This window comes from Agrobacterium sp. CMT1, from assembly GCF_037203725.1.
Taxonomy (GTDB): Bacteria; Pseudomonadota; Alphaproteobacteria; order Rhizobiales; family Rhizobiaceae; genus Agrobacterium; species Agrobacterium pusense.
In genome coordinates, this window is the sequence record NZ_JBBCAR010000017.1 from 287,980 (window position 1) to 305,136 (window position 17,157).

The 17,157-nt window shown below is 59.8% G+C and carries 18 protein-coding genes; 8 read left to right on the forward strand and 10 right to left on the reverse strand.

Features of this window, described 5'->3' with window-relative positions; genetic code table 11:
- The first annotated feature begins 1 nt into the window (after window position 1).
- The 3 genes from pdxA to WA845_RS20820 all read left to right on the forward strand — a co-directional run bounded on the left by pdxA (window position 2) and on the right by WA845_RS20820 (window position 2,550).
- Entirely contained in the window at window positions 2–1,024 is a 1,023-nt protein-coding gene (gene pdxA / locus WA845_RS20810; protein WP_112555163.1) for a 4-hydroxythreonine-4-phosphate dehydrogenase PdxA, read from the forward strand.
- Entirely contained in the window at window positions 1,024–1,854 is an 831-nt protein-coding gene (gene rsmA / locus WA845_RS20815) for a 16S rRNA (adenine(1518)-N(6)/adenine(1519)-N(6))-dimethyltransferase RsmA (RefSeq protein ID WP_112555092.1), read from the forward strand. The genes pdxA and rsmA overlap by 1 nt, the downstream gene beginning before the upstream one ends.
- A gap of 72 nt (window positions 1,855–1,926) precedes the next feature.
- The gene (locus WA845_RS20820) at window positions 1,927–2,550 is read left to right on the forward strand and encodes an alpha/beta hydrolase (RefSeq protein WP_112555094.1); all 624 of its coding nucleotides are present in this window, start codon (window positions 1,927–1,929) and stop codon (window positions 2,548–2,550) included.
- A 1-nt stretch (window position 2,551) separates the two neighbouring features.
- Here WA845_RS20820 and gmk read toward each other — a convergent pair whose 3' ends face one another.
- From gmk to fabD, 7 genes are all read right to left on the reverse strand, one after another.
- Window positions 2,552–3,214, reverse strand: coding sequence for a guanylate kinase (gene gmk, locus WA845_RS20825; RefSeq protein ID WP_004441063.1), 663 nt, complete (start codon window positions 3,212–3,214; stop codon window positions 2,552–2,554).
- 4 nt (window positions 3,215–3,218) lie between these two features.
- Window positions 3,219–4,106: a YicC/YloC family endoribonuclease gene (locus WA845_RS20830; RefSeq protein WP_112555096.1), complete on the reverse strand. Its 888-nt coding sequence runs from the start codon at window positions 4,104–4,106 to the stop codon at window positions 3,219–3,221.
- A 71-nt stretch (window positions 4,107–4,177) separates the two neighbouring features.
- Complete coding sequence (gene mltG / locus WA845_RS20835) at window positions 4,178–5,398, reverse strand: endolytic transglycosylase MltG (protein WP_337322550.1); 1,221 nt, start codon at window positions 5,396–5,398, stop codon at window positions 4,178–4,180.
- 363 nt (window positions 5,399–5,761) lie between these two features.
- On the reverse strand, window positions 5,762–7,024 hold the full coding sequence (gene fabF / locus WA845_RS20840) for a beta-ketoacyl-ACP synthase II (RefSeq protein ID WP_112555165.1): 1,263 nt from the start codon (window positions 7,022–7,024) through the stop codon (window positions 5,762–5,764).
- A 243-nt stretch (window positions 7,025–7,267) separates the two neighbouring features.
- On the reverse strand, window positions 7,268–7,504 hold the full coding sequence (locus WA845_RS20845) for an acyl carrier protein (RefSeq protein ID WP_003502080.1): 237 nt from the start codon (window positions 7,502–7,504) through the stop codon (window positions 7,268–7,270).
- Window positions 7,505–7,854: 350 nt separating this feature from the next.
- The gene (fabG, locus tag WA845_RS20850; protein ID WP_037088954.1) at window positions 7,855–8,592 is read right to left on the reverse strand and encodes a 3-oxoacyl-[acyl-carrier-protein] reductase; all 738 of its coding nucleotides are present in this window, start codon (window positions 8,590–8,592) and stop codon (window positions 7,855–7,857) included.
- 85 nt (window positions 8,593–8,677) lie between these two features.
- Window positions 8,678–9,622: an ACP S-malonyltransferase gene (gene fabD, locus WA845_RS20855; protein ID WP_112555167.1), complete on the reverse strand. Its 945-nt coding sequence runs from the start codon at window positions 9,620–9,622 to the stop codon at window positions 8,678–8,680.
- Window positions 9,623–9,846: 224 nt separating this feature from the next.
- On the opposite strand from fabD, the gene WA845_RS20860 reads away from it, so the two are divergent.
- The 5 genes from WA845_RS20860 to rplI all read left to right on the forward strand — a co-directional run bounded on the left by WA845_RS20860 (window position 9,847) and on the right by rplI (window position 13,582).
- On the forward strand, window positions 9,847–10,890 hold the full coding sequence (locus WA845_RS20860; protein ID WP_072494254.1) for an aldo/keto reductase: 1,044 nt from the start codon (window positions 9,847–9,849) through the stop codon (window positions 10,888–10,890).
- 288 nt (window positions 10,891–11,178) lie between these two features.
- A complete protein-coding gene (gene rpsF / locus WA845_RS20865) occupies window positions 11,179–11,610 on the forward strand; it encodes a 30S ribosomal protein S6 (RefSeq protein ID WP_004441041.1) in 432 nt (143 codons plus the stop codon).
- A 13-nt stretch (window positions 11,611–11,623) separates the two neighbouring features.
- Window positions 11,624–11,872: a 30S ribosomal protein S18 gene (gene rpsR, locus WA845_RS20870; RefSeq protein WP_003502063.1), complete on the forward strand. Its 249-nt coding sequence runs from the start codon at window positions 11,624–11,626 to the stop codon at window positions 11,870–11,872.
- Window positions 11,873–12,017: 145 nt separating this feature from the next.
- On the forward strand, window positions 12,018–12,992 hold the full coding sequence (locus WA845_RS20875; protein ID WP_004441038.1) for a hypothetical protein: 975 nt from the start codon (window positions 12,018–12,020) through the stop codon (window positions 12,990–12,992).
- 14 nt (window positions 12,993–13,006) lie between these two features.
- Complete coding sequence (gene rplI, locus WA845_RS20880; protein ID WP_004441037.1) at window positions 13,007–13,582, forward strand: 50S ribosomal protein L9; 576 nt, start codon at window positions 13,007–13,009, stop codon at window positions 13,580–13,582.
- 109 nt (window positions 13,583–13,691) lie between these two features.
- Here the strand turns inward: rplI and WA845_RS20885 are convergent, their stop codons facing one another.
- From WA845_RS20885 to WA845_RS20895, 3 genes are read right to left on the reverse strand one after another with little or no spacing between them, the layout of a single operon-like run.
- Window positions 13,692–14,759: an efflux RND transporter periplasmic adaptor subunit gene (locus tag WA845_RS20885; protein ID WP_112555169.1), complete on the reverse strand. Its 1,068-nt coding sequence runs from the start codon at window positions 14,757–14,759 to the stop codon at window positions 13,692–13,694.
- A 19-nt stretch (window positions 14,760–14,778) separates the two neighbouring features.
- Window positions 14,779–16,521 carry an MFS transporter gene (locus tag WA845_RS20890; protein WP_162719210.1) on the reverse strand — a complete coding sequence of 581 codons (1,743 nt, stop codon included), beginning with the start codon at window positions 16,519–16,521 and terminating at the stop codon, window positions 14,779–14,781.
- Complete coding sequence (locus WA845_RS20895; protein WP_004441032.1) at window positions 16,518–16,973, reverse strand: MarR family winged helix-turn-helix transcriptional regulator; 456 nt, start codon at window positions 16,971–16,973, stop codon at window positions 16,518–16,520. The genes WA845_RS20890 and WA845_RS20895 overlap by 4 nt, the downstream gene beginning before the upstream one ends.
- Between the last annotated feature and the right edge of the window lie 184 nt (window positions 16,974–17,157).

Genomic DNA, 17,157 nt, shown 5'->3' on the forward strand with positions numbered 1-17,157 from the left:
CGTGACATATGCATCCCTGCCGCTTGCCCTGACACAGGGAGATCCAGCCGGTATCGGCCCCGATATCGCCATTACCGCCTGGGCGAAGCGCCGGGAAAACGGTGTGTCCCCCTTCATCTTTATCGGCGACCCCGATGTGGTGGCAAGCCGTGCGGCGCTGATCGGCGTGCCGCTCAATATCGAGACCTGCGATGCGGACAGTGCCGTTGGCCTTTTCGAAAACGCGTTTCCGATCTTACCTCTTCCCGTCGGCTTCGACGTGCAGGCGGGGCAACCGCATGTCGGCGCTGCCCATGCCACGATCAAGGCCATCGAAACCGCCGTTTCGCTGACGGTCGAGGGCAAGGCTGCGGCCGTTGTCACCAATCCCATCGCGAAATCGGTGCTTTACGAGGCTGGCTTCGGTTTCCCCGGTCATACGGAGTTTCTGGCTGATCTCGCCTTGCGCCAGACCGGTGAACAAGTCACGCCTGTCATGATGATCGCCGGCCCCAAGGTCCGTGTCGTGCCGGTGACGATCCATATTCCCGTGAAAGACGTGCCGGCCGCGCTGACGGAAGAATTGATCGTCACGACCTGCCGGATCATCGATGCCGATCTGCGACGGAAATTCGGCATCGAAGCTCCGCGTCTGGCGGTTGCCGGGCTGAACCCGCACGCGGGTGAAGACGGCGCACTCGGCACGGAGGATCGCGATATCGTTCACCCCGCGACCATGCGGCTGCGCAAGGACGGGATCGATGCGTTCGGCCCCCTGCCCGCCGACACCATGTTCCACGATGCCGCCCGCAAGCGTTATGACGTGGCAGTGTGCATGTATCACGATCAGGCGCTCATTCCCGCCAAGGCGCTGGGCTTCGACGATTCGGTCAACGTCACACTCGGGCTGCCGTTCATCCGCACCTCGCCAGACCATGGCACTGCCTTTGGTATTGCCGGCCAGGGCATCGCCAATGAGGCGAGCCTCGTGGCGGCACTCAAGATGGCGGCGGACATTTCCCTCCGCAGCCGGGCCGGCGCATAATGGCGGCCATCGACGGACTACCACCGCTACGGGACGTCATCCAGCGCCACGGGCTCGACGCGAAGAAATCGCTCGGACAGAACTTCCTGTTCGACCTCAACCTTACCCAGAAGATCGCCAGAACGGCGGGACCGCTCGAAGGTGTGACTGTCATTGAGGTCGGGCCCGGTCCCGGCGGCCTCACCCGCGCTATACTTTCGCTCGGGGCGAAAAAGGTCATCGCCGTCGAACGGGACAGTCGCTGCCTGCCGGCACTGGCGGAAATCGAGGCGCATTATCCCGGACAGCTTGAGGTCATAGAGGGAGACGCCCTGCAGACCGATTTCGAGGCTCTGGTCCCCGTCGGCGAGCCGGTGCGCATCATCGCCAACCTGCCTTACAATGTCGGCACGCAATTGCTGGTCAATTGGCTTCTGCCGAAGCAATGGCCGCCCTTCTGGCTCTCCATGACGCTGATGTTCCAGAAGGAAGTCGGGCAGCGCATCGTGGCGGAAGAAGGCGACAACCATTATGGCCGCCTTGGCGTTCTCGCCGGCTGGCGTACGGTTGCCGAAATGGCCTTCGATGTCCCGCCACAGGCCTTCAGCCCGCCACCGAAGGTAACCTCCACCGTCGTGCATCTGCTGCCGAAGGACAAGCCGCTGCCCTGCGACGTCGCCAAGCTCGAAAAAGTGACCGAAGCCGCCTTCGGTCAGCGCCGCAAGATGTTGCGCCAGAGCGTGAAAAGCCTTGGCGGCGAGGCGCTGCTGGAAAAGGCTGGTATCGATCCCACGCGCCGGGCGGAAACGCTCTCAGTGGAGGAATTCGTGACACTGGCGAATTGCCTGTAACATCTGGCAGATGTTCGCCGTTCCGAACGGAAGCAACGGTTCCTGGACACCTGCGAATGGAGGAGCAAGTGCGTGGAGAATGCCGGTTTTCACTATAAGCTTGATATTCCCGCTGAAACGCCGGATTGCGCTGTCATCTTGCTGCATGGATCGGGACGAACGGAAGACGACCTCATTTCTTTTGGCCGCGCCGTCTTTCCCAAGGGTGCGTTATATGCGCCGAGGGGCGCGGTTCCCTGGGAGAATGGTTTCGCATTTTTTCGCAGAAAACCCGACAGAGAACTCGATATCGACGATCTGAAACATCAGGCAACCAGACTGTGCGGCTTCGTTGCCTTTGTATGTCAGCAGACGGCACAGGAACCCCTTCTCGTCGGATACTCGAACGGCGCGATCGTCGCGGCTGAAACCATGTGCCAGGCGCATCATCTGTCGAAAGGCGCCATCCTGCTTCGTCCGTTATCTCCGAGAAAAGACCAGCGTCTTCCGAACCTCGCGGGGTACCCCGTACTTTTGCTTGCAGGCGTCAACGACGACCGGCGTCACCCCTCCGACGCTCCGCATTTGGCCGAGCAACTGGTCTCAGCCGGCGCTGATGCCGTGCTCGAAACGATCAATACAGGTCATGGCTGGGCGGAAGACGCGGCTGACGAGCGATTGTCACGGCGATGGCTGGCGCGCGGACTCATCGCATAAATCAGAGCTTCGGCTCTTCCTCCAGCAAAGCCCGCACGAAATCGAACATGCCATGGCGGCGGTCTCGGCGGACGCGTTCGGCTTTGACGATTGCTTCGACGGCCTCGAAAGCGGCCTGAAGGTCGTCATTGAGGATGACGTAGTCATAGTCGCGCCAGTGCTCGATTTCGGCGCGGGAATTGAGGAGCCGCGTCTTGATCACCTCTTCGGTGTCTTCGGCCCGGCGGTGCAGACGCGATTGCAGTTCGGTCATGGTCGGCGGCAGGATGAAGATCGAGACCACGTCTGCCTTCATCTTGTCCTGCAACTGCTCGGCACCCTGCCAGTCGATATCGAACAGCATGTCGCGGCCGGCGGCCATGGCATCTTCCACCGGCTCGCGCGGCGTGCCGTAGAAATTGCCGTGAACCTCGGCCCATTCCAGCAATTCCTCATTATCACGCATGCGCTCGAAATCGCGCTTGGAGATGAAGTGGTAATGAATGCCCTCGATCTCGCTCTGCCGGCGAGCGCGTGTGGTGACGCTGACGGAAAGGCTGATATTCTTGTCTTTCTCAAGCAGGTTGCGCGCGATCGTGGATTTGCCCGCGCCGGAAGGCGAAGAAATCACCAGCATCAGCCCCCTGCGGGCGATCGTGACGGGAGAAATATTCACCGGGGCCATGCGTCTACTCCAGATTTTGGACCTGCTCGCGGAACTGGTCGATAACCACTTTCAGCTCTAAACCTGCTGCGGTTACCGCACTGGCGTTCGATTTGGAACAGATTGTATTCGACTCACGGTTAAATTCCTGTGCAAGAAAATCGAGCTTACGGCCAGCCGGACCGCCATTGGCCAAAAGCTCTCGCGAGGCCTGCACATGGGCATGCAGCCGATCGATCTCTTCGCGCAGATCCGCCTTGGTGGCGATCAGCGCCGCCTCGGCATGAAGGCGGTCACGATCAAGCCCGTGCATGCCATCGCCAATCAGCGCAATCTGCTGAGCAAGCCTCGCCGCGATCTGCTCCGGGTGACGGGAGGGATCGCTTTCAATGATGTTCACAAGCTGCTCGATCCGGTCGATATGACCGGAAAGGATGGCGAACAGAGATGCCCCTTCCCGCTCGCGCATGTCCTTCAGCTTTTCGACTGCAACAGCGAAGCCAGCCAGCACATCGCCGTTGCGCGCAGCCAGCGCCTCCGCATCGTCTTCCGCCTCGCGAAAATCGACCAGACCGCGCAACGTAAGCAGCGTATCGAAGCTCAATGGCTTGTTGTCGACGACATCGCCCAGTTCCTTCTTGAGCGCCAGAACCGCGGCGAGAGCATCGCGATTGATGACCGCCTCGAGCCGGTTCTCGGCAACTGAGAGCGCCAGTCCCGCCTGGATATTGCCGCGGGAAAGATGCGCGCCCGCGATTTCCCTCAGCCCGGTTTCCAAGGCTTCCAGACCGGCAGGCAGACGCAGGCGCAGATCCAGCCCCTTGCCGTTTACCGAGCGTAATTCCCACGCCCAGCGGTAGCGGCCGGAGGTGCCTTCGCTGCGCGCGAAGCCGGTCATCGATTGCAACGTCATATATGGAATCCCCCCGTCACGCCGCACAAAACCGGGCCTTGTGGTCACAAGGCCCGGCCGTGATTTATCAGTTAGTTATTGGCCGGTTTTTCCGCCTCTGCACCACCAGGCTGACCATCCACGACAACTTCGGGATTCGCTCCGGCAGCCGCCTTTTCGGCCTCGATTTTGCGCCACCGGCGCACATTGGCATTGTGCTCGTCCAGCGTCTTTGCGAACACATGACCGCCCGTACCATCGGCCACGAAATAAAGATCATCCGTGCGCCATGGGTTGGCAACCGCCTCCAGTGCGGCCCGGCCGGGATTGGCGATGGGCGATGGCGGCAGGCCCTTGATCACGTAAGTGTTGAACGGCGTCTGTTTCTGGAGATCCGATTGATAAATCGGCCTATCCGAAGGTTTGCCGTCACCGCCGAACAGACCATAGATGATCGTCGGGTCGGATTGCAGACGCATGCCCTTTTTCAGGCGGTTGTAGAAGACCGAGGCAACATGGGCGCGCTCGTCATCCTTGCCGGTTTCCTTTTCGACGATCGAGGCCAGCGTCACGAACTCCTCGACGGTCTTGATCGGCAGGTCGGGATCACGCCGTTCCCAGATCATGTCGATCAGCTTGTCCTGCGCCGCGCTCATCTGATTGATGATTTCTTCGCGCTTGGTGCCACGGGTGAAGCGGTAAGTATCCGGACGCAGACTACCCTCCGGTGGCAAGGTGGCGGGAAGTTCACCATCCAGAACCTCGTCGGCAGCAAGGCGGGCGAACATCTGCTTGACCGTCAACCCTTCAGGCAGCGACACGGAATAAAGGATCGACTTGCCCGATTCCAGCAGCATCAGGATGTCCTTCATCGATGCGCCGGCCTTGATCTCATATTCGCCGGTCTTCAACGTCTGGTCCTTTTGCAGATAGCTGCCGGCCATCAGACGGAAAACGCGTGCGTTGGAAATGATGTCCTTGCGCTCGAGGTTATTGGCGATCTCAATGAGACCGGCACCATTACGCACGGTGAAATGTGTATTCGTTTCAAGCGGCCCCGGCTCCTGAAACGCATTGATCATGTAATAAAAGGCGGCGATCGCCAGGACGCAAACGGCAACGGCAAGCGTCATCAGGAAGTTCAGGAAGATGACAAGCTGGCCATGGGCCTTGCGGGAGCGCTTCGGCGGCGCCGGCACCTTTTCCGGCCGCAAGGCTTCCGTCGGGGATTTCGGAATGATCGGACCGCGATTGCCTTCGCCCGCGCCGTTTTGTCCGTATGGTCCCTGGCTGTTCTGGTTCGTGTCGCTCACCGTCGGTCCTTTTCAGTTCGGCGTTGTCAGCGCTTTTTGCGCAGGTAATGCGGCAAAAACAGGTTCGGAATGGCTTCCTGCACCACATAAAGACACCGTGAAGCCTTCTTGTTCTGCCTCACGAATATCACCTCGGACAAAGCCGATGGGGGAAAGATACCTGTGGTCCGAAATCGAGCAGACCGGCAAACTCTCCCAATCAATGACTACAATATCGGCGCGAAAACCGGAATGGCTTTCGCAAGCCGAACCACGTTCTTCTAAGGAAAGAACATTCTTTTAAAGCGTCCGGTAGGAGAGCGCCGCACCGCCGGGGACGGTATTCGGCGCGGACGCCATCGCGACGGCCACAGCCGCCGCGACTTACGCTTCGTAACGGCGCAGCACGAGGGAGGCGTTTGTGCCACCGAAGCCGAAGGAATTCGAAAGCGCCACATTGACCTGCCGCTTGCGCGCCTTGTGCGGCACAAGATCGATCTTGGTCTCGACATCGGGATTGTCGAGATTCAGCGTCGGCGGAACGATGTTGTCGCGGATTGCAAGCGTAGCGAAGATCGCCTCTATGGCGCCCGCCGCACCGAGCAGATGGCCGGTGGCCGACTTGGTGGAAGACATGGAAATCTTCGAGGCCGATTCGCCGACAAGACGCTCGACAGCTCCAAGCTCAATGGTATCGGCCATGGTGGATGTGCCGTGGGCATTGATATAGTCGATATCGTCAGGCGTCAGGCCCGCCCGCTTCAGCGCCATCGACATGCAGCGGTAGGCGCCTTCGCCATCTTCGGACGGTGCCGTGATGTGATAGGCATCGCCAGAAAGGCCGTAACCGACCACTTCCGCATAGATTTTCGCGCCGCGCGCCTTGGCGTGCTCCAGCTCTTCCAGAACGACGATGCCAGCACCCTCACCCATGACGAAACCATCGCGGTCGCGGTCATAAGGGCGCGAGGCTTTTTCCGGATTGTCATTGTGCTGGGTGGAAAGGGCCTTGCATGCCGCAAAACCGGCAAGCGCGATGCGGCAGACCGGCGATTCGGCGCCACCGGCGACCATGACATCGGCATCGCCGAGGGCGATCAACCGGGCGGCGTCGCCGATAGCGTGTGCGCCGGTCGAGCAGGCCGTCACCACGGCATGGTTCGGTCCGCGCAGCTTGTGGCGGATGGAAACCTGGCCGGATACGAGATTGATCAGGCGGCCGGGAATGAAAAACGGGGAAATGCGACGCGGGCCCTTGTCGCGCAGCGTATAACCGGCCTCGACGATGCCTTCCAGACCACCGATGCCGGAGCCGATCAGAACGCCGGTTGCGATCTGGTCTTCGTCGGTTTCAGGATGCCAGTCTGCATCAGCAAGCGCCATGTCGGCGGCAGCCATGCCATACAGGATGAAGGGATCGATCTTGCGCTGTTCCTTCGGCTCCATCCAGTCATCGGCATTGAAGGTGCCGTTGGAACCATCGCCCACGGGAACGCGGCAGGCGATCTTTGCAGGAAGGTCTTCGACTTCGAATTCAGTCACGAGACGGGCGCCGTTCTGGCCGGCCAACAGCCGTTCCCAGGTCACTTCCGTTCCACATCCAAGAGGAGATACCATGCCGGTACCGGTGATAACGACACGCCTCATCGCCATGCTCCGCCCTTATCCAAATCATCGGTCTTCTGCGACATCGGGCACCACGGGGTGTTCACGCAATGGCGCAGCATTTCAAATCACGGCATGAGAATCGCGGCTACCGTTCCGGGCCGTAACCTCATGCATCGCCGGGAAACGAGCACCTGTCGGAGCACGTGCCACCGGCCGATAAAACATTGGCCCGGACAAGCCGGGCCAAGACGGGAGGATATTGCACCTCCCCATGCGGGTCGATCAGGCCTGGGCCTTCTCGATGAACTTGACAGCGTCGCCGACGGTCAGGATCGAATCCGCAGCGTCGTCGGGAATTTCAACGCCGAACTCTTCTTCGAAAGCCATGACCAGTTCAACGGTATCGAGCGAATCAGCGCCCAGATCGTCAATGAAGCTGGCGCCTTCAACAACCTTGTCGGCGTCAACGCCAAGATGATCAATTACAATTTTCTTTACGCGTTCTGCGATATCGCTCATGTCGGTTTCCTCGACCTTTATTTTGAAGGGAATGCCTCGCGGCACCCTGCCCTGTTAGAAGCCCTCATGCGCCGTTCAAATCCGGCACTGCGGGCAAACCCGTTCAACCCGGTCCAAGCTAGACATCGTCACGCAAAATCGCAACGGCTTCCTGTCTCTCCGGGACGACTGTTCACAGTCTTGGCCCGCTTAACATGGTTTCAATCGGTCGAAAAGCCTGAAAACGCGCTAAGCACAGCGTATGACAGGCAATTTCGCCGAAAACCGGTCAGCGGGGCCTTGCGGCGCCAGCTACCCAAGAAAGTGCTTAAACAGCGCCGCAATCCTTTTCATGACGGACTTGCGTGCCGTCAGATCATCGCCATGCCGCCGTTGACGTGCAGGGTCTGGCCGGTCATGTAGGCCGCTTCGTTGGAAGCGAGATAAAGCACGGCAGAGGCGACTTCGGCACCCGTGCCCATGCGCTTCATGGGAATGGCACCCATGATGGCGTCTTTCTGCTTGTCGTTCAGCTTGCCGGTCATCGCGCTTTCGATGAAGCCCGGGGCTACGCAGTTGACGGTAACGTTGCGGGTGGCGATTTCCTGCGCCAGCGACTTGGAAAAGCCGATCATGCCGGCCTTGGAGGCGCAATAGTTGGCCTGGCCGGGATTGCCGGTAACGCCGACGATGGAGGTGATGTTGATGATGCGGCCAAAACGGCGGCGCATCATCGGATGCGTCAGCTCGCGCGTCAGGCGGAACATCGCCGTCAGGTTCACTTCGATGACGTTATCCCAGTCTTCGTCGCTCATGCGAACGAACAGGCCATCCTTGGTGATGCCGGCGTTGTTGACGAGGATATCGACGCCTTCCAGCTCGGCTTCAGCCTTTTCACCGAGCGCTTTGACTTCAGCGCGGTCGGCAAGGTTGGCCGGGAAAATCTTGACGCGGTCGCCAAGTTCCGTCGCCAGCGCCTCAAGCTTTTCAACGCGGGTGCCGTGCAGGCCGACAGTTGCGCCCTGTTTGTGCAGAAGGCGGGCGATTTCTTCGCCAATGCCGCCGGTCGCGCCGGTTACGAGGGCCTTGCGGCCTGTCAGATCAAACATGTCCTATTCCTTCTTTAGAGCTTCGGACTGAAAATGTTGAGCGTTGTTGCGCCCTGAGGAATGCGGCTGCGGGAGAAATCCCGCCTCAGCCGATAAGCGTGGCGAGAAGCTGATCGATATCGGCAGCACCGTTGACGGCAACGCCATTCACCGTCTTGTCGATACGGCGGGCAAGGCCCGTCAGCACCTTGCCGGAACCGATTTCGTAAAGCTGGGTCACGTTGTTGGCGGCAAACCATTCCACCGTCTCACGCCAGCGCACCTGGCCCGTCACCTGCTCGACCAGCAGGCCGGCGATCTCATTGGCGTCGGAAACGGGGGCGGCACGCACATTGGCGATGACAGGAACGACCGGATTGTGCTTTTCGACTTTGGCCAGCGCCTCGCGCATGGCTTCCGCCGCCGGCGCCATCAGCGCGGAGTGGAAGGGAGCGGAGACCGGCAGCATGATGGCGCGCTTGGCGCCCTTTTCGGAAGCGATTGCCGCTGCCTTTTCGACAGCCGCCTTGCTGCCTGACATAACCAGCTGGCCACCGCCATTGTCGTTGGCGATCTGGCACACGCCGAGAATGCCAGCCTCGTCGCAAATGCCGGAAACGGCATCGTGCTCAAGCCCGATGATTGCGGCCATCGCGCCCTCACCCACCGGCACGGCGGCCTGCATGGCATTGCCGCGGATGCGCAGAAGACGGGCGGTATCGGCAACCGAGAAAGTACCGGCGGCACAGAGCGCCGAATATTCGCCGAGGGAGTGGCCCGCGACATAAGAAACAGTATCGGACAGTTTTAATCCACGCGCCTCAAGAACGCGCATGACCGCCATGGAGACGGCCATGAGGGCCGGCTGGGCATTGGCCGTCAGCGTCAGCGTCTCTTCAGGGCCGTTCCACATGATGTCGGAAAGCTTCTGGTCGAGCGCTTCGTCGACTTCCTGAAACACGGCGCGTGCTTCCGGATAGGTATCCGCCAGCTCCTTGCCCATGCCAACAGCCTGGCTTCCCTGACCGGGAAATGTGAATGCAATACCCATGGGATGTCGTCCTTCTTGTCTGGCCTTGCCTTTATTCTTGTCGACTTCCATTCACATTCCCACCAGCGAAGTCAAGGCTTGAGGCCGCCTGCCGGCCCGGTGTGAGGGGTTTTGTCGTGCTGTTTTCCCCTTTCTTTTCATCATATTTTTTCTTGCACTGCGGCAATTCCCCATTACTTTCACACCACCTTCCAAACTATCTGGCCAAGCACCGGGACATTTCCATGAAACAGAGACTATTGGGCCGCACGGATATTTCCGTGTCTGAAATCTGCCTCGGCACCATGACATGGGGCACACAGAATACCGAAGCCGAAGCGCATGCGCAGATGGATTACGCCGTCGAGAACGGCGTGAATTTCTTCGATACGGCAGAGCTTTACCCCACCACGCCCGTTTCCGCGGAGACCCAGGGCCGGACGGAAGATTATATCGGCTCGTGGTTTGAAAAGACCGGAAAGCGCGATCAGGTCGTGCTCGCGACCAAGGTTGCCGGCTCAGGACGCGATTACATTCGTGGCGGTCGCGATATCGACGCAGCCGCAATCCGTGAGGCTGTCGATACCAGCCTCCAGCGCCTGAAGACCGACTATATAGACCTCTACCAAATCCACTGGCCGAATCGCGGCACCTATCATTTCCGCGGCGCATGGAGCTTTGACGCTTCCGGTCAGGACACGGCGCGCACGCTTGCCGAAATCACCGAAAAGCTGGAAACGCTCGGCGAACTGGTAAAGGCCGGAAAAATCCGCGCCATTGGCCTTTCCAACGAAAGCGCCTGGGGCACGCAGAAATATATCGACATCGCCGAAGCCAAGGGCCTGCCGCGCGTCGCCACGATCCAGAACGAATATAACCTGCTCTATCGCAGCTTCGATCTGGACATGGCGGAAGTTGCCCACCATGAAGATGTCGGCCTGCTCGCCTATTCGCCGCTGGCGGCAGGGCTGCTGACCGGCAAATACCAGAACGGCGCCCGTCCCGCCGGTTCACGCGGAACCATCAACAAGGATCTCGGTGGCCGCCTGCAGCCGCTTCAGGAAGCACCGGTCAAGGCCTATCTGGAGCTTGCCGCCGCGCATGGTATCGACCCCGCAAAACTCGCCATTGCCTTCTGCCTGACGCGCCCCTTCATGGCCTCCGTCATCATCGGCGCCACCACGATGGAACAGCTGAAGGTTGATATCGCGGCAGCGGATGTCACTCTTTCCGAGGACGTGCTGAAGGGCATCGCAGCCATTCACCGGCAATATCCAATGCCAATCTGATGATCGAACGGCGCGCTTTTTCGCCTCTGCCCTTGCATTCCGGGCAAAAATCCGTATAAGCGCGCTGTTCACAACACCCGGTCCAATTGGCTGGTGGCTGAACGGAGGGCTGGTTCCGGTGACGGAACAGCAGGAACCATAAGGTTTTTCCGGCCTCCCGTGTCTCCGCTCTCGACCGTCTCGAACAACGCTTTTCTTGCTTTAAGGCTCACGCCTTTTCAGGAGCAGTCGTTGAGGCTTAGCGCCATTGCCGGGTGAAGGACGAAACGCAAGAAAGGCAAAGCTTAAATGGCTCTTTACGAACACATCTTCCTTGCCCGGCAGGATATTTCTGCCCAGCAGGTCGACGCACTTGTCGAGCAGTACAAGGGCGTTATCGAATCGTTCGGCGGCAAAGTCGGACGTATCGAGAACTGGGGTCTGAAGTCCCTCACCTACCGCATCAAGAAGAACCGCAAGGCTCACTACGCTCTCATGGACATCGACGCTCCGGCGGCCGCCATCCATGAAGTCGAGCGCCAGATGCGCATCAACGAAGACGTTCTTCGCTACATGACCATCGCCGTCGAAGCCCACGAAGAAGGCCCGTCCGCGATGATGCAGAAGCGCGACCGTGACGACCGTCCGCGCCGCGATGGCGACCGTCCGGACCGTGGCCCGCGTGAAGATCGTGGTCCCCGCGAAGACCGTCCGCGCCGTCCGCGCGAAGACCGTGCATAAGGAGAATTGACCAATGGCTGACGCATCCTCTTCCCAGGCACGCCGCCCGTTCCACCGTCGTCGCAAGACGTGCCCCTTCTCCGGCGCCAACGCTCCGAAGATCGACTACAAGGACGTACGTCTCCTGCAGCGCTACATTTCCGAGCGTGGCAAGATCGTTCCTTCCCGCATCACGGCCGTTTCCCAGAAGAAGCAGCGCGAACTCGCCCAGGCGATCAAGCGCGCCCGTTTCCTCGGCCTGCTGCCCTACGTTGTAGCGTAATGAATTGAAGCGGGGCTGCGTTTAGCGCGGCCTCGCTTTTCCAGATCCTTCCGCGTTGGGCGCGGATCGATACTCTAAATCCCATGTTGGGGATGAGGCTCTCACGAGCGATCCTCTAACTGCTCAGTTTCAGCAGGACAGCGAAGTGCAAAAGTTGAACCAGACAGTGCTGATCTCCGGCGTTCTCGCCGGCATATGCGCCGCGTTTTTAACGCTTGGCGCAACGGCACAGTCGTCCTTTTCCTTCCTGCTCTATGCCGGTTCCGCCATGCCGATCCTGATCGCAGGCATGGGCTGGGGTAATCGCGCCGCCATCGTCGCCATCATCACCACCGCCATCATCGGTGCGCTCGTCATGTCGCCGCTGTTTGCGCTGACCATCGCGATCTTCACGCTGATCCCGGCGGGCTGGCTTTCGCATCTCGCCAATCTGGCGCGCCCGGCTTCCGAAATCGGCGGCCCGGATGATCTGCTTGCCTGGTATCCGCTCTCCGGCATCGTACTCCACCTGTGCATTCTGGTTTCGGTCGCCGTCGTCATTCTTGGCTGGATGATCGGTTACGGTCCTGATCTGGTCGCGCGCATGGTCGATATCATGATGACATCGGTGCAGAACCGCGAACCGCTGTTCGAGCCCAATGCAGAGGCGCTGGCGCAAACGAAATCGCTGCTGGTGCTGATGCTGCCGATCGTTCAGGGCGGCCTCTGGGTCATCCTTCTGTTTGCGGCCTATTATTTCGCGACCCGGCTGGTCGGCTCTTTCGGCAAGGGCCTGCGCCCGCGTGAGGACATTCCCTCGGCACTGCGCATGCATCGCAACGCGATCTTCATTTTCCTGGCCGGCATTCTCGCCATGTTCCTTGGCGGCGTGGCGGCCATGATCGGCGCGGTCATCTGCGGCACCTTTGGCGCGGGCTTCCTGATGGCGGGTTATGCCTCGCTGCACAAGCGCGCCCGCGGCAAGGACTGGCGCTTGCCGGTCCTCATTCTCGCATATCTCTCGGCGGTCTTTGTCTTTCCGCTGTTCATCATTCTCGTGTTCGGCCTCAGCGACGTGCGCAGCACGATCTCCCTGACGCCGGCGCGGAAAACCGACACTACGAACGAAACCAAACCATAGAAAGGATCAAGAAGATGGACGTTATTCTTCTCGAACGCATCAACAAACTCGGCCAGATGGGCGAAACCGTCAAGGTTCGCGACGGCTATGCCCGTAACTTCCTGCTGCCGCAGGGCAAGGCGCTGCGCGCCAACGCCGCCAACAAGACCCGTTTCGAAACCGAGCGCGCAACGCTCGAAGCTCGTAACCTCGAGCGCAAGTCGGAAGCCCAGAAGGTTGCCGAAGCACTCGAAGGCAAGTCCTTCATCGTTGTCCGTTCGGCTGGCGAAACCGGTCAGCTGTACGGTTCTGTTGCCGCCCGCGACGTCGTTGAAATCCTCGCTGCCGAAGGCTTCAACATCGGCCGCAACCAGGTGGAGCTGAACACGCCGATCAAGACCATCGGCCTGCACAACGTTACCCTGCACCTGCATGCCGAAGTCGAGCTGCAGGTCGAGCTGAACGTTGCCCGTTCGGCTGAAGAAGCAGAGCGTCAGGCCAAGGGCGAAAGCCTCACCTCCGCTGACGCCATCTACGGCGTTGACGAAGACGCGCTGCGTCCGGAAGACTTCTTCGATCCGGAAGCTGACCGCGACGGCGACGACGAGTAAGATCTGGCCTAACGGTCAAAGGAAAACCCCGGATGGCGACATCCGGGGTTTTCTGTTTGCGTGGTCTGAGTTTGCGGAGGGGTTATCCCTCCGCAAACTCAACGCCAGACTACCTCGCCGCCGTCTCCGCCCCATCGGGCGCCTTGCTCTTGTCCACATGCACCACCACAGACATGCCCGGCGAAAGATCTGCCGCCAGCGGCTGATCCGCGTCGATGGTGATGCGCACACCGAGACGCTGGGCGATTTTCACGAAATTGCCGGTCGCATTGTCGGGCTTGATGACGGCGAATTCCGAACCCGTGGCGGGCGAAAAACGCTCCACATGGCCGGTCAGTTTGCGGCGATGCAGCGCATCGACGGAAATCGTCACAGGTTGGCCGACCTGCATGCCCGCAAGCTGGGTTTCCTTGAAATTGGCGATAACCCAGACATCATGCGGCACAACGGCCATCAGCTGCGTGCCGGCGGTGACATATTGGCCAGTGCGCACGCCGATTTCGCCGAGCCTGCCATCCACGGGCGCACGGATCTCGGTATTGGCGAGGTCGATCCGGGCAAGCTCGACGGCCGCTTCGGCATTTGCGACCGCAGCCTGCAGCGAACTGCGGTTAACGATGATGGTCTGCAGATCCTGCCGTGAAACCTCAAGGGCGGCTTTCGCCTGCGAGAGCGATGCCCGCGCCTTTTCCAGTGCGGCATGGGCTTCTTCCTGAAGGCTGGAAGTTCCCACGCCGCTTTTTATGAGATTATCCTGCCGGTCGGATGCCAGTTGGGCCTGTTTCAGCGAGGCTTCGGCGCTGTCGACCGCGGCCTGGCTGGAAAGAATATGGGCATTGGCTGCATTTTCCTGCTGGCGGGAATTATCGAGAGCCGCCTTTTGCGTATCGAGCGTTGCTTCCGCCTGCGCCTGTTTCTGGCGATAGATACGGTCATCAATCTTCGCCAGCAAAGCACCCTGCTTCACCTCCTGATAATCCTTCACCGGCACATCCACGACATATCCACTGACCTGCGGGCTCATGGTCGTGACGTAACCGCGCACGAAGGCGTTGTCGGTCATTTCCACGGTGGAGAGAAAGGGCGGCAGCCGCCAGGCGTAAAGCACGAGCGCAACGCCGGCGAAACCGCCGAGCAGCACGAGAATGGAAACGGGAGTAAAAAACTTCTTCAACATTTTGGCACTCTTGGAAGGTTCAAGACTGGGGGGCCGGTGCGGCATCGATGTCCTCCGGGAAAAGGAAGGGGCGGATGCGCAACCATGCGAGGTGGATCAAAAGCGCGGCCAGCGCCAGCGCGGAAACGACGGAGATGAGCAGGAACGTGTCATTATAGGCAAGCACATAGGCTTCCCGGCTGACCTGCTGGCCAAGCAGCGACAACCCCTCCGCCTTCAGCAATGCCGGATCGGTGATGACATGGCTGTAAGCACCGGAAAGCTGGGAGACACGCTGGGCAACGAGAGGGTTGGTGAGCAGGATGTTCTCCACCAGCACATTGGAGTGGAATTTCTCCCGCAGCGTTACGAAACTGCCGAGCAGGCCCGTCATCAGCATGGAACCGGTGATCTGCGTAAACAGGAAGATGGTGATGAAGTTCACCAGATAAGGCGCACCCCGGGCCAGTGCTGCGCCGAAACCCTTCGCCATGACAGGCGGCAGGAACATGGCCGCACCGAAGGCGATCATCATCTGGCTGAGATACATCTGTTCGGGGCGGGTGAGGTTCGTCGACTGGCTGTCCATAAATGAACCAGCCGCGATCAGTGTCAGCGCAATGACATGGGCGGTTTCGACATATTTCGTCAACATCAGCCATGCGCAGGCCGCCCCGCCAAGAATGGTGGCAAGCAGCACGAGGGCATAAAGCATGGTGGTCTGGTCGTTGAGCAAGCCAAGCTGCTGATAGAAGCTGACCGCGGTGGAGGATTGTTCCGACGAGACCGCCCGGTAGACAAGCAGGACGGCAATGGCGTGCAGGTTGGTTTTGGAGAAAATCCAGCGCAGGTCGAGCAACGGGTTCTTACGCGGCAATTCGATGAAAGCCATTAGTGTCAGAAGCGCGATGGATGTCGCCAGCAGCGCGCCAAGCCACCAGGTTTCGAACCACCAGTAGAACCGGCCGAGCGTCAGCATGACTGCAAGGCAACCGAGACCGCCCGCAAACAGGAGATAGCTGAGGATATCCATACGCTCGATCACCTTCGCACGCGGCGGCGGTGTGACCTTGAGGACGTAAATCATGGCGAAGGAAATCAGCGCAAAACCGACTTCCATCGAATAAAGGGCATTCCAGCCATCGATCGCCAGCAGCGAGGGTGACACCATGCGCGCAAGCGGCGCCGACAACAGCGTACCTGTCAGTGCAATGCTGAATCCCAGCGAGAATTTTCGTGCGGGCGGAAAGGCCTCAAGAATATAGAGAAAGCCGAGCGATGAAATCGGCGCGGCCGCCATGCCGCTGACGAACCGGATGACGATGGCCGAATGCAGGTCCGTCACGAAGAGGTTGAGGCAGGAAGCAACCACGAAGGCGATGATCGAAAGTTCGGCGAAGGGCCGCAGGCCATATTGCGCGCGCACCTTGAACAAGGCGATGGAAAAGGTGGCATAGGGTGCCATATAGGCAGCGGATAACCAGGCGACCTCGGCCACCGTCGCCGAAAACTCGCCCTGCAGCTGGTAGATATTGGCCATGACGAGGTTCATGCCCAGGCCCTGCGTAATGAAAAACGACAGGCCTGCAAAAATGAAACACAGCCGCAGCCACAATGGCCGCTCCACCGGCTGAGGTGCAGCTGCGGCAGACGGAGCCTGCGTGCCGCTCCCGGCGCCGGCGTCCGGTGATTGAGCCGGGCCCGTCGTCTCTGTGGGGCCATTGGCGGGCCTGTCCTTTTCGGCGGCGTCCGACGCTGCCGTTAGCGGTAAAAAGGTGCTCACGATTGCGCCCTCCCCGCTGCAAGATTTTGCAGATTGGCTGAAAGCCGCCGCATGACATCCAGCGCCATTGCCAGCTCCTGCGAGGAGATATCGGCGGCGATTTCCGAACGCAGCGACTTTGCCATTTCCTGCACCGTCTGCGAGGTTTCTTCGCCCTCCGCCGTCATGTGAATACGTTTGGCACGCCGGTCGTTCTCATCGGATCGGCGTTCGATGAGGTTCTGCTTCTCCATGCCATCAAGCACCCGCACCAGTGTCGGTGTCTCGATTTCCATTTCCTCCGCGAGCTCCGTCTGCGTCAACGGTCCGCGCCGCGAGAGCGCGAAAAGCGCACGCGCACGCGCCAGCGTCAGCCCGCTTTCCCCTACCCGCGCATCGAAAAACGCGCGCAGTTTGCGGGTAAAAGCGGAAACTTCATCGAGAAGCTGTTCCTTGTCGGTCTCGCGGGACATGTCAGCAAGCCTTATAATTAGTACACTACTTATTTTCTGCCTATTTATTCGTAAGGCTGACGATTTTCAAGTTTCTTTCGTGCCGGGTCTGCCATGCGGTAAACTCATGGCGGCGAATCACGTTGCCGGGAAATTTCCCGCTTTGTCCCCATCCCGCCTGTGGATTGCTGGGGACAACTGAAGA